The organism is Pseudomonas sp. Leaf59 (genome assembly GCF_920984685.1).
Classification (GTDB): Bacteria; Pseudomonadota; Gammaproteobacteria; order Pseudomonadales; family Pseudomonadaceae; genus Aquipseudomonas.
Window position 1 is genome coordinate 343,317 of the sequence record NZ_CAKLBR010000003.1, and the last position, 13,201, is coordinate 356,517.

Below are 13,201 nucleotides of genomic sequence, written 5' to 3' on the forward strand. Positions count from 1 at the left end.
GAGCGACCGGCCAATAAGCGTTAGTGGCTAATGGCCGTTACCCTGATAGACTCCAGGCATTCATCCAGGATCACACGCGACCATGGCTGCCCCAGGAGGAAACGGAGTTCCGCTCGCTACCCGTTTGTATAAATCCCGCGCGCTGGGGCTGACGCTCGGCTTTGTGTGCGTGTTGTTTGGCATGTACCCCCTCGATCCATCGCCGTGGGTGTGGGCGTGGATGCTGGTGAACGCGTTTGTCTGGCCCCATGTGGCGTTTCAATTGTCATTGCGGGCGGTGCACACCCTGCGCAGCGAGCGGCGCAATTTACTGTTCGATTCCTTCTGCGGCGGGTTCTGGGTCGGTGCCATGCACTTCAATCCGCTGCCCAGCGTCACCACACTGTCGATGATGACGATGAACAACGTCGCCATTGGTGGCCCGCGCTTCATGTGCGCAGGGTGGATCGCGCAGGGCTTGGGCGTTTGTGCAGCGCTGCTGGTGTTCGCCCCGGCGTTTGTCGCCGTGACCACCCAGGCCCAGCTGTATGGCTGCCTGCCAATCCTGATGCTGTACCCGCTGGCGCTGGGCTGGATCTGCTATCGACAGGCCCGGACCCTGGCCCGGCATAAGCGCGAACTGCTGGCCTTGAGCCGTACCGACAGCCTGTCCGGCTTGCTCAACCATGGCGCGTGGAAGGATCATCTGGAGATCGAGTTCCAACGCTGTCGCCGGGAGCAGCAGGGCGCGGTGATTGCGCTGATTGACATCGACCATTTCAAACTCATCAACGACACCTACGGCCACGTCACCGGTGATATCGTCCTGCGCCAGTTGGGCAAAGTGTTGCGCCAGAACTTGCGTATCACCGATCTGGCCGGGCGTTACGGGGGTGATGAGTTCTGCATCATCATGCCGGGCATGCCGCTCAATCGTGCCACCGACGTGATGGATACCCTGCGTGATCGCTTCAACGCGCTGGTCTATGACCAGGACCCGACCTTGCGCGCCAGCTTGAGCATCGGCCTGGCGCCGTATCAAGCGGAGCATGCCGATTGCACCCGGTGGCTCAACGATGCCGACCTCGCGCTGTACGAGGCCAAAAGCGGCGGGCGCAACCGCGTCAGTTGCGTACAAGGCAGTTGGTTGCGATCCGTCTAGTGGGGTAGGGTGTGACTTTTCCTACCAGCACTTAACAAGGATCGGTTTATGCTTTTCACCTTCCCGCGCACCCTTCTGGCCGTCACGCTGGCCTTGTCCTTCGCAGTCCCGGCCTACAGCGCCGAACCCCATAAACAGATTCAGGCGGGTGCCGAGCAATACAAAGGCCAGGCGCTGAAACTGCTGGAGCGCCTGGTGAACATCGATTCGGGCTCTGGCTATGGGCCAGGCCTGACACAAGTCAGCGACATCGCGGTCGATGAGCTCAAGCAACTCGGCTTCAGCATCGAACGCGTCCCGGATGCCGCCGCCAACAGCAGCCATGTGATCGCCACGCTCAAGGGCAGCGGCAAGGCCAACATCCTGCTGATGGCGCATATGGACACCGTATTCAAGGAAGGCTCGGCCGCCGAGCGCCCGTTTCACATCAAGGACGGACGCGCCTATGGCCCCGGCGTGATGGATGACAAGGGTGGCATCGTCGCTGGCATCTACGCGCTCAAAGTCCTCAAAGACCAGGGCTTCAAGGACTACGCAAAAATCACGTTTCTGCTCGACGCCAGCGAAGAAACCGGCTCCGATATCGCGTCCGACCTGATCCGCAAAACCGCCAAGGGCCACGACGTCACCCTCAACCTGGAACCCGGTCGCCCGGCCGACGGCCTGGTGGTGTGGCGCAAAGGCAGCGCCACCGCCGTGGTCGACGTCAAAGGCAAAGCCGCCCACGCCGGCGTCGCCCCGGAACTGGGACGCAACGCCGCCATGGAAGCTGCGCACCAGATCCTGCAACTGGGCAAGCTCGGCGACGAAGACAAGAAAACCACCATCAACTTCACCGTGATCAACGCCGGCGACCGCACCAACGTCATCCCCGACCACGCCACCGCCAAGGCTGACGTACGCGCAGCATTGCCGGAAGAGTTTGATCGGATCGAAAAGGACCTGGTGCGCGTATCCGCCAACAAGCTCATCCCGGAAACCGAAGTGACCACCACGCTCAAACGCGGCTTGCCGCCAATGCCGCAGACGGCAGAGTCCGACAAATTGGTGGCAATTGCCCAGGGCATTTATGGGGAGTTGGGCAAGCAGTTGACCATCGAAGGCAGCGGCGGTGCAGCGGATGCCAGTTTGTCGGCCGGAGTGGGCACGCCAACGCTGGATGGATTCGGGATTGTGGGGGGCAATATTCATACACCGGAGGAATATGCGGAGGTGGAGAGTGTGGTGCCGCGGGTGTATTTGTTGAGTCGGATGATTATGGAACTTTCGAAGCGGTGAGTGGGGGGGCTCACTCGGTGTTGAGTGAGCCTATTTTTGTTGCGGTAGCTTCTGCATCATAAGTGACTAGACAGTTGAGTAAAGTTAGCGTGAACTTCCTTTTGTTTAAGATTTCTTCTTCGAAGTATGTGTCAAATAGATAAAATACAGACTCAAAGTCATCTCCCTTTTCTAGGAAATGTTGAAGTGTATCGATATGCCAGCGCCTTTCATCTTGCTTGTATCTCATGAACTCTGGTTTTGTAAGGATTTCAAATAAGCTTATAAGTTCTTGTTCGTTGTTCACGTTTTTTGAAAAAATCAACTCTTCTCTTTCATAATCTCGTGAGTTTTCTATGCAGTAAGTGAATAGAAGACCTTTGATGATTTGTAAGTCTGGTTTAAATTTCATTCGAGGTCACCATAGGCAGTGATAGGCTGTCCATTTTCATTTAAGAAGACTCTTGCATTTCTTGTTTTTTCGTATTCGTAATTTTCTTTTTTATAACCTTCGCCAATAATTTTACCTATGTCCATTGGTCTTTTAGATACCGATAAATTTGTCTGCTTGAAGATGAGCTGTGCACGGTAGATAGCGTTTAACTGATCCCTGTGACTTAAAAAGTGAGTGGCTGCACTGGGCGGTCTAGGTTCTCCCGTATGGGGACCCCTTAGGTATCTTTCTATCTCACCAGTAGTTGGGTTTTTTGCTGTCATGACTCTCTCTAACTGAGACTCTAGCGACGTCTGAGCCCCATGTTTCTCTAAAAAATGTGCCCCCGGCGTTGCTTTTTCCAATTCATCTAACCGCCTGTAGGCGTTCGCCTCTGCGAGTTCGTCAATTCTTGCCTGCCGCTCAGCTCTTTTAGCTTGCGGTAGTGCAGGCTCTCCGTGATTTACGTTCTCTGCAGGATTTTGAGCTGTAGTGCTTGATTTACATCCATCTCCACCTGGGCATGTGCTTAGCCCCAGCGGATCCACCCAACCCGTAGGATTGGGCACATACCGGTACGCATTGATCCCACCCGCCAGCTTCATCGGGTCCGGCGTCAGATAGCGCCCAACATCCGGATTGTAGTAGCGATGACGGTTGTAGTGCAGGCCGCTTTCCTGATCGAAGTATTGGCCTTGAAAGCGCAGCGGGTTGTCGACTTTTCCGACGTCGAGGCGGCTGATGTGGCCGTAGGCGCGGTAGTGCGCGGACCAGACGATTTCGCCGTCTGCGGCGGTGAGTTCCTGTGGGGTGCCGAGGTGGTCGAGTTGGTAGTGGTAGGGCTGGGTGGCGTTGGGGCCGAAACCTTCCAGCAGGGCTAAAGGCCGGAAGCTGTCGGGTTCGTAGAGGTAGCTGCGGTGGCGGTCGGCGTGGTGTTCGGCGATCAGTTTGTCGCCTTGCCAGAAGAACTCCGTCGTTACGCCGTCAACGGTTTTGCTGATGCGGCGGCCAAAGGGGTCGTAGCGGTACTCGGCGGTTTGGCCGCTGGGTTGGGTGATGCTGGTTAAACGATGCTGGCAGTCGTAGCGGTATTCGGTGATCAGTGCGTGAGCTTTGCCACGGCGTTCGCGGATCAGGTTGCCGAAGGCGTCGTAGTCGTAATGCCGGTCGCCCTGGATCATCAGGCGATTGCCGGCGACGATGTCCGGGCCGGGCCGGTCGTGCATCAGCAGGTTGCCGGCTGGGTTGTGGCCGAAGCGTTCCTGTAAGTCCTGCGAGTGATCGGCGCGGATCAGGCGGTGGAGCGGGTCGTAGGCGTAGTGGTGTTCGCCTTTGCGGGTGTCGAGGATACGACTGAGGTTGCCGGATTTGTCGTAGTCGTATTGGCGGCGGTAGTGGCGGTTTTCCTGTTGCGTGATGGCGTGGGCGTGCAGGCGGTGTTGGTCGTCGTAGTGGTAATGGCTGATTAATTCGCCTTGCTGTCGTTGCTGCTCCTTGCCCGCTTTGAATAGATGCGAGGTGAGCACTTCACCGTTGAGCTGAACCGTCGCGAGGTGGCCACCTTTATCGTGGTTAAACGTGACGCGGTTGTTGTCCGGCAGGCGCAGGCGCTGCAGTTGACCGCAGGCGTCATAGCCATAACGCAAGGTGCCCCAGCCTTGATGCTCGGCGGTCAGGCGGTTTTGTCGATCGTATTCGTAGGCCAGCGCCCAGTGACCGTCTTCGACGCTGAGGAGATTGCCCTGGCGGTCGTAGGCATAGTCAACAAGGGCGCCATCGGGCAGGGTTTTTCTGACAAGGCGTCCGGCGTGGTCACGCGCGTAGCGGGTAACCAACTGACTGCCATCGTCGCCGTATTCAGTCTTTTCCTGCAGATTGCCGTTGAGGTCATAAACGTAGGCGGTACGCTGGCCGTCAAAGCCGATTTCCTGCTGGATCAGGCCGTTGGGGTGGTAGGTAATCAGGTAGGTCTCGCCCACCTCGTTTTCGATCTCGGTCAGCAGCAACCGAGTATTGTCGTAGCGGTACTGGACCTGCGAGCCATCGGCATTGAACCGTCGACTGATCAGGTGCAGCCCGTCGGCATACTCGTAGCGAGTGACGTGGCCCAGTTCATCGCGTTCGGCGGTGATTTTTCCGTAGGCGTTGTAGCTGTATTCGCGACACGCACCGCCCGGCAATACCAGACGAACCAACCGACCGACGCTGTCCCATTGGTATTGGGTCAGCGCCCCATGCTCATCCTCGCGGGCAACCTCCCGTCCCAGGTCGTCATAGCGGTAGCGCTTGATCCCGCCATTGGGCAACTGCTCCTCAAGCAGTTGCCCGCGCTCATTCCATACCAGCCGTTGGCAACTGTGATCGGGATACCAGACGCCAATCAGTTGCCCGTGTTTGTTGTAGCTGTAGTCGGTTACATGGCCGTCAGGATCGGTCTTACGCGTTACGTCGCCTTGTTCATTACGCTCGTACTTCCAAACCGCCTCGCCTCGACGCACCACCCGTACGAACCCGTTGTCATGCTCGTAGGACGTCGGCTCATCGTCCCCCGGAAACAGCGCCACCAAGCGCCCAGCGTCGTCGTACTGATACGCCGTCACCGCGCCGAGTGGGTCCTGCTCAACCGTCAGCCGGCCTTTTTCATCGTAGGATTTGAAGTGTTGAGCGCCGTCCGGATCAACCCGCTGCACCAGCCGCGCCCGCGGGTCATGCACATACACTTCCTGACTGCCATCGGCGTTATGCACGGTGACGCGTCCGTCATCACCCCACACATAGCGCGTGTCCATCTGCGCAAAACTGGCCCAGTGCCGTACACAGCGCGCCGCCTTGCCGGAACGTTCCCACGCCCAGAAGAAACTCGCCCCACCGGCCAGCCCACGTTCCAGAATCACGTGCTGCTCGTCGTACCGATAAACCTCGCATTCACCTACGGCATTGGTCGCCGACACCAGTCGGCCTGTGTCGTCGTAGGCGTAGGACACAACCGTCTGCTCAGTGACCCACTCGTAAGGCTCACGCCCCTTGGCGCGATGCACCTGATAGTCCACCGCGCCAATCCGGCCCTGCGCATAACGCAACCACAGCGAGCGCCCGGCGCCGTTGTCCAGCCGTTCAATGCGCCCCAGCACATCACGGGAAATGCGCAGCCGGTTGTCATACGCATCGCTGATCGACACCAGCACGCCATCACGAAAGTGGTAAAACCGCGACGCCTGGGCCAGCACCAGTTCATCCGGCAAATCGCCCAGGAAGATCGCCGCTTCGGCCAGGCTGTTGGTGATCGCCGGGCGCGAAGCGGTCGGCAAGGGCAGGGTGGTCGAGCGATTTTCATGGTCGGTCCACACCACCGAATCGCCGGACACGACCAGCCGCTGCGCCAGGGCGTGACTCCAGCCAAACCCCAGCCCAACGTCGATTTCCACCGCACTGGTGCGATACACCCGCGTCCACTCAAACGGTAAAATCCCGTCCAGCGTGCCGTCGGTGAGGGTGAGCAATTCCTCGCCGGTGACCATCGACACCGGGCAGCCGTTGGTCACGGTCTTGTCCGCAGACGCAGACGCATCCCCCGCCGGGTTTTTCGCCGAAACCGGCACGTCATCCACGGGCGATTCGTGCACGAGTGCGGTGCGCTGCTGCTTGCTGCGCACCGCCGGCACGGCGTTCGGCACCAGTTCCTCGCCCACCTTCAGCGGCGCCACCGTCTTGATCGGCGTGGCCGCGCTCCCCAGCAGCAACGGCTTGGCCGTCTCGACATGCTGCGCCAACCCCGGCGGCGCCAACTGCTCGGCGAGCATCTCCAGCCAGCGGCGTACCCGCCCGGACTTGATATGACCCACCACCTGCACGCCCAGGCGAATCTTCACGCCCATGCCCCGCGTGGCCCAGATCAGCAACAGATTGATCAGCACCTCGCCGGTGATTTCGCCCACCAGCTCAACCATCTGCGGTGGCGGCAGCAGGCGAATCCAGTTGGTCATCGCCGACAGGTAGATAAACAGCAGCGGCTCATCACTGAGCACCAGCAGGCCGTGGGCGATGGCGTCCTTGCCCAGTGTGAGCAGCTCATCCAGCTCGCTTTGGGAGACATAGCGCAATAACTGCTCGCTGTTGGCCTTGAGGTTGGCGATCAGGTCGTACAGCTGCGTGATGTTGTCCCACAGGTTGTAGAGGGCTTTGGCCAAACCGCCCGCGAAGGCGGCGCCCTGCAGGGCGCTGCGCTTTAAGGGTGGGACTTTGGCGAACTCAGTCCACTGCGCTTGGAAGGTGTCTTTCCATTGCTCGCGCAGGCGAATTTCCAGCCCGGCGGTCAGCGACTGATAAGACGCATACAGCGCCTTGATGTGGTCTTTGGAAACATTGGGGTAGAAGGTAATTTGATACGGCTGGCCGCGGGTGCATTCCGGGATTTCAAGCCTGCCGCTGGCATCTATCGTGCGATGGAGCGGGGCGCCCACAGCGCTGCCATCCGGGGCGATGGCCTGCACCATCACCGGCGTATCGCCGATGGGCACGAAGCGAGTGCTTTCGAACAGATGCACCAGGGTAAGCGAACCCTGGGCGGGGCAGGTCGCGACAACAGCGCTTGGCGTGCGCGAAGACAGCGGTGCACTCAGCGTGATGTCGTCGCCGACCTTGAAGATCTGTTCAAGCTCCAGCGCCGAGCCGCTCCAGAAGCTCTCGGCCCATGCGTCGAAGGTGTTCAGGCAATCGCGAAAATCACGAAAAACGCTTTCGACGTCCGGTGCCTTGGCATCCATTGGCGTCAGCACCAGCTTGGCAATGACCGGAATCATGAAGCAGCCCCGCAACCGGGGGCCTTAGCCAGCAACTCCATCTGCAATCCCTCGCACTGTGTGATCAGGCGAAGGACTTTGCAGAGGTCGGAGTAGGAGGGGAGTAGAGGTTATCCGGCGGCGCTGTGGGATGTTTCAGTAGAGCTTGTCTCCCATACGATGCTCCGCAACAGCGCGCACTGATGTATCGTTCCATACATGGAACGATCAACGCTGTTTTTACCGTCTAGCGCACAATTGCTATCGGTTTTAAGGTGTATGCACTTTGGAGGTACATCATGAAAAAGCTTATCGGTCTTTACACCAGCCCTCGTGGCCACTGGGTCGGCGACGGCTTCCCGGTGCGCACGCTGTTTTCCTACGACAACCTGGGCAAGCACATCAGCCCGTTCCTGCTGCTGGACCATGCCGGCCCGGCCGATTTCACGCCGACCGAGCAGCGGCGCGGCGTCGGCCAGCACCCTCATCGCGGCTTTGAAACCGTGACCATCGTGTACGACGGCGAAGTCGAACACCGCGACTCCACTGGCGCCGGTGGCAAAATCGGCCCCGGCGACGTTCAGTGGATGACGGCGGCCAAGGGCATTCTTCACGAGGAATTCCACTCCGATGCCTTCGCCCGCAGCGGCGGGGCGCTGGAGATGGTGCAACTGTGGGTCAACCTGCCGGCCAAGGACAAAATGGCCGACGCCGGTTACCAGACCATCGTCGACGGTGACATTCCCGTGCTGCCACTGGCCAACGACGCCGGCAAGCTGCGCCTGATCGCCGGAGAGTTCGCCGGCACCCAAGGCCCGGCGCGCACGTTCACGCCCATTGACGTGTGGGACCTGCGCCTGAATGCCGGCAAGGCCGTCACCCTGGACCTGCATGCCGGGCGCAATACCGCGCTGGTGATCCTGCGCGGGACGGTGCAGATCAATGGCGAAGAGGTGGCGCGCCAAGGGCAACTGGCGCTGTTCGAGCGTGACGGCCAGCAGCTTTCACTGGCGTCGGACGACGACGCCATGGTGCTGCTGCTCAGTGGCGAGCCGATCGACGAGCCTATCGTCGGGCACGGACCGTTCGTGATGAACACCGAGCAGGAGATTCATCAGGCGTTTGCCGATTTCCAGGCCGGCAAATTCGGCCAGATGGATGCCTGACCCTGTGGGCGGGGGGCCAGCCACATAGAAGGCAACCACCTCCCTCTGGTGAGCGGGCTTGTCGTGGCGAGCGGGCTTGCCCCGCGTTGGGCTGCGAAGCAGCCCCCTAATCAAGGAAAACGCAGTCTGCCTGGCACTGCGCAGAGCCTGGTTTTGGGGCTGCTGCGCAGCCCAACGCAGGACAAGCCTGCTCGCCACAGGGAATCTGCGCTTAACTGAACGGCATTAGGGCAAGCCCGCTCGCCACAGGTTTGGCGCAGCCTTCTACATTTTGTGCTGCGCTATACCCGCCATCTTGATTTCATGCGATCTTCCCGTCATTGCCACTGGAGTCGCCTGGATGCCCTCATTTATCGCCGATCACCCGATGCTCTGCGCACTGGTATTGATCCTGATCGACATCGCCGTGTGGCGGCTGATTTCCGCCAACCTGGCCAACTGGAAGCTGGCGGCGCGGTTGGTGATTTTTGCGGTGTTCAGCGCGGTGCTGTTCAACGATGGCATGAACCCGATGCTGGTGGCGCCCTATGCCGACGACACCGCGCTGCATATGGCCGCCACCGCTTTGCAGATCGGTTGGTGGCTGTTCGCGGCGCGCACGCTCACGGTGCTGCTCGGCGCGTTGATGATGCAGCGGGTCGGGCACACCGGGCGGTTGTTGCAGGACTTGATGGGCGCGGTGATTTTCCTGATCGCGATCATCGCCGCCATGGCCTATGTGCTCGACCTGCCGGTCAAGGGCGTGCTGGCCACCTCCGGCGCGGTGGCGATCATTGTCGGCCTGGCCTTGCAAAGCACCTTGAGCGATGTGTTTTCCGGGATCGTGCTCAACACCACCAAACCCTATCAACTGGATGACTGGATCTCCATCGACGGCACCGAAGGCCGTGTCACCGATATCGACTGGCGCGCCACACGGTTGCAGACTTCTCAGGGCAGCCTGGCAGTGATTCCCAACTCGCTGGCGGCCAAGGCCAAGATCATCAACTTCTCGCGCCCGGCGGACATGTTCGGCCTGACGGTCAGCCTGCAGGTCAGCCCCCATGCCCGTCCGCAAACCGTGATCGATGCGCTGGAGCGCGCCATGCAGGGCTGTCGACCGTTGCTGGCCAAACCCGCGCCGAGCGTGGCGTTCAAGGCGTCCGCCAGCGGCGGCGTGGAGTATGAAATCAGTGGTTTCGTGCCGGCCATGACCCTCAAGCGCGAAGTGCGCAACCAGCTTTACGACCTGGCGTTCCGGCATTTGCAGGCGGCGGGCGTGGGCCTGCTCTCGTCGACCGAGAGCAGCGCACCGGCCGAGATGTCCGGCGCGCGCGCGTTGCTGGAGCGCTCGTCGATTTTCTCTACGCTGCGCCAGGAAGAGAAAGAAACCTTCAGCCAGAACATGACCCTGCACACCTACCGTGCCGGCGAGATGATCCTGCCGGCAGGCGAGGTCAGCGATCATTTGTTTATCGTCGAGTCCGGCGTTGTGTCGGTGATGCTCACCAAGGCCGGGCACACCTTCGAAGCCGGACGCATGGGGCCGGGGGAGGTGATCGGCGAGGCGGGCATTCTGTCCGATCAGGCGGCGCTGGCGGACTTTACCGCGAAGACGTTTTGCACCCTGTACCGCATCGAAAACGAATACCTCAAACCGTGCCTGGATGCACGTCACGACATCGGCGAAGCCATGAAGGCGCTGCTGGATTTTCGTCTGCATGCCGCACAGGTGTTGACCGAGGACGCGCCGGTGGTGCCGGTGAAGAAGGGCTTTTTGCAGTGGTTGCGCACGCGCGGCCTGTAACGGCGCTGTCGCGATCCGACAGCGCCGCCGCGTTGCGTCAGAACGTCAAATAGACCGGGCTGGCAGTGGACAGCGAGGCTTTTACCCCCTGCGCCGTGTCACTGATCAGCGCTTCCTGGCGGTCTTCACTCAGGGCTTGCAGGGTGACCGCGACCACCTCGGCCGGCGTGCTTTTCGGCGCCTGCACATCGGCCACCATGTCGGTGTCGATGTAGGCCGGGTGCACGCCGATGACCAGCGTGTTCTGCCCACGCAGTTCGCCACGCAGGCCGTTGGTGAGGCCCCACTGGGCGGACTTGGAAGTGCTGTAGCCGCCGGAGCCGGGCGGGCTCAGCCAGCTCAGGACCGAGAGGATATTGATCAGGGCGCCGCCGCCTTGCCTGGCCAGGATCGGCGCAAACGCGCGGCTCATGCGCAGGGTGCCGAGGGTGTTTACTTCAAAGTGCTGTTGCAGGTTTTCGACGCTGTCTTCAGCGAGCAACGAACCGTACTTCAAGAAGCCCGCGTTATTGATCAGTACACTGACGTCGCCGCATTGCTCGGCGGCGCGCTGCACGCTGGCCGGGTCGGTAATGTCCAGAGTAATCGGCGTGCTGCCGGGAATCTCGACACTGCCCGGATCCCGCGCGCCGGCGTACACCTTGGCCGCGCCTGCGGCCAGCAGCGCAGTGACGAACGCCTTGCCCAGGCCACGATTGGCACCGGTCACCAGTACCACTTTTCCACGAATATCCATGAGATGCTCCACGCGCCAGTTGGGTTTAATGATGAAACCATTTTTATCCTGTGCGTTTGGGTCCTATAATGCAACCTTATTTTTCACGCAGGCGCAGGGATACGATGAAACGCAAATGCCTGGAAGGGAACGGCTGCCCGGTGGCGCGCGCGCTCGATGTGGTGGGCGACTGGTGGACGCTGCTGATCATTCGCGATGCATTCGCCGGCGTCACGCGCTTCGGTGATTTCCAGAAGCACCTGGGCGTGGCGAAAAATATCCTCGCCACGCGCCTTAAGGACATGGTCGAGCAAGGCCTGCTGGAAACCCGCGAAGTCGGCGCGCGCAGCGACTATCAACTCACGGACAAGGGCCGCGCGCTGATGCCGGTGCTGGTCACGTTGGCCCAGTGGGGAGAGGCGCATACCGAGCCCGAAGACGTCGGTACGCAGGTGCTGGATGCGCGTCTGCTCAAGCCGCTGCGCAAGGTCGAGATCGTGTCCGAAGACGGCCGGGTGCTGGGGCTTGGGGACATTGTCACCCAGGCCCCGTAGGCCTTGATAACGAGGGTTCAGCGCACCAGGCACGGGCGCTTGTTGTCGAAGCTCCAGCCGGGAATCAGGAACTGCATGGCGACGCTGTCATTGCGCGCGCCCAGGCCCATGCCTTGGTAGAGTTCGTGGGCATGCGCCACGGCGTCCATGTCGATCTCCACCCCCAGGCCCGGCTTGGCCGGTACTCGGATGTGGCCGTCGACAATCTGCAACGGCGCCTTGGTCAGGCGCTGGCCGTCCTGCCAGATCCAGTGGGTGTCGATTGCGGTAATGTCGCCCGGCGCCGCCGCCGCCACCTGGGTGAACATCGCCAGGGAAATATCAAAGTGGTTGTTGGAGTGCGAGCCCCAGGTGAGGCCCCACTCGTGGCACATCTGCGCCACGCGCACCGAGCCCTGCATGGTCCAGAAGTGCGGGTCGGCCAAGGGAATGTCCACCGATTGCAGCTGGATGGCATGGCCCATTTCGCGCCAGTCGGTGGCGATCATATTGGTGGCGGTCGGCAGGCCGGTGGCGCGACGGAATTCAGCCATGACTTCGCGACCTGAATAGCCGTTTTCCGCGCCGCACGGGTCTTCGGCGTAGGCCAGCACGTGGTGCTGATCGCGGCACAGGGCGATGGCTTCCTTGAGTGACCAGGCGCCATTCGGGTCCAGGGTGATGCGCGCGTCGGGGAAGCGTTCGGCCAGTGCGGTCACCGCTTCGATTTCCTCTGCGCCGCGCAGGACCCCGCCTTTGAGCTTGAAGTCGTTGAAACCGTATTTGGCCTTGGCGGCTTCGGCCAGACGCACGATGGCGTCCGGGGTCATGGCCTGCTCGTGACGCAGGCGGAACCAGTCGTCGGCGTCGGCTTCGCTGCGGTAGGCGAGGTCGGTGCGGCTGCGGTCGCCGATGTAGAACAGGTAGCCGAGCATCTTCACTGCGTCGCGCTGCTGGCCTTCACCGAGCAAGGCGGCCACCGGCACGTCGAGGAACTGGCCGAGCAGGTCGAGCAGCGCGGCTTCCATGGCGGTTACAGCGTGGATGGTGATGCGCAGGTCGAACGTCTGCAGGCCGCGTCCGCCGCTGTCGCGGGTGGCAAAGGTGCGGCGCATGGCATTGAGGATGCTCTGGTATTGGCCGATGGGTTTGCCGATCACAAGGCTGCGCGCGTCTTCCAGGGTCTCGCGGATACGCTCGCCGCCGGGCACTTCACCGACGCCGATATGCCCGGCGCTGTCCTGCAGGATCACGATATTGCGCGTAAAGAACGGCCCGTGGGCGCCGCTGAGGTTGAGCAGCATGCTGTCGTGGCCGGCCACCGGAATCACTTGCAGACTGGTGACCACCGGGGCGTTGCTGGCGTGGTGCTGATGTTCTGTGTTCATGAAG

9 protein-coding genes are annotated in these 13,201 nt (G+C 60.9%); 5 read left to right on the forward strand and 4 right to left on the reverse strand.

All coding sequences use genetic code 11. The features are described from left to right. The first annotated feature begins 82 nt into the window (after positions 1-82). The gene (locus LUB09_RS05050) at positions 83-1,141 is read left to right on the forward strand and encodes a diguanylate cyclase (protein WP_231421829.1); all 1,059 of its coding nucleotides are present in this window, start codon (positions 83-85) and stop codon (positions 1,139-1,141) included. Between the two features lie 48 nt (positions 1,142-1,189). After that, complete coding sequence (locus LUB09_RS05055) at positions 1,190-2,419, forward strand: M20/M25/M40 family metallo-hydrolase (protein ID WP_231421830.1); 1,230 nt, start codon at positions 1,190-1,192, stop codon at positions 2,417-2,419. A gap of 10 nt (positions 2,420-2,429) precedes the next feature. On the opposite strand, the gene LUB09_RS05060 is transcribed toward LUB09_RS05055, so the two are convergent. Continuing rightward, a complete protein-coding gene (locus LUB09_RS05060) occupies positions 2,430-2,810 on the reverse strand; it encodes a hypothetical protein (RefSeq protein WP_231421831.1) in 381 nt (126 codons plus the stop codon). After that, a complete protein-coding gene (locus LUB09_RS05065) occupies positions 2,807-7,630 on the reverse strand; it encodes an RHS repeat-associated core domain-containing protein (protein ID WP_231421832.1) in 4,824 nt (1,607 codons plus the stop codon). The genes LUB09_RS05060 and LUB09_RS05065 overlap by 4 nt, the downstream gene beginning before the upstream one ends. Before the next feature lie 278 nt (positions 7,631-7,908). Between LUB09_RS05065 and LUB09_RS05070 the strand changes: the two genes are divergently transcribed. Both LUB09_RS05070 and LUB09_RS05075 read left to right on the forward strand, forming a co-directional pair. Beyond that, on the forward strand, positions 7,909-8,775 hold the full coding sequence (locus tag LUB09_RS05070; protein ID WP_231421833.1) for a pirin family protein: 867 nt from the start codon (positions 7,909-7,911) through the stop codon (positions 8,773-8,775). A 340-nt stretch (positions 8,776-9,115) separates the two neighbouring features. Further along, a complete protein-coding gene (locus LUB09_RS05075) occupies positions 9,116-10,561 on the forward strand; it encodes a mechanosensitive ion channel domain-containing protein (RefSeq protein ID WP_209981306.1) in 1,446 nt (481 codons plus the stop codon). 37 nt (positions 10,562-10,598) lie between these two features. Here the strand turns inward: LUB09_RS05075 and LUB09_RS05080 are convergent, their stop codons facing one another. Next, positions 10,599-11,297: an SDR family oxidoreductase gene (locus tag LUB09_RS05080; RefSeq protein WP_231421834.1), complete on the reverse strand. Its 699-nt coding sequence runs from the start codon at positions 11,295-11,297 to the stop codon at positions 10,599-10,601. Between the two features lie 104 nt (positions 11,298-11,401). Here LUB09_RS05080 and LUB09_RS05085 point away from each other — a divergent pair, with 104 nt between their 5' ends. After that, positions 11,402-11,830, forward strand: coding sequence for a winged helix-turn-helix transcriptional regulator (locus tag LUB09_RS05085; protein WP_209981311.1), 429 nt, complete (start codon positions 11,402-11,404; stop codon positions 11,828-11,830). Between the two features lie 17 nt (positions 11,831-11,847). Here the strand turns inward: LUB09_RS05085 and gudD are convergent, their stop codons facing one another. Beyond that, on the reverse strand, positions 11,848-13,197 hold the full coding sequence (gene gudD, locus LUB09_RS05090; RefSeq protein ID WP_231421835.1) for a glucarate dehydratase: 1,350 nt from the start codon (positions 13,195-13,197) through the stop codon (positions 11,848-11,850). Positions 13,198-13,201: the final 4 nt, after the last annotated feature.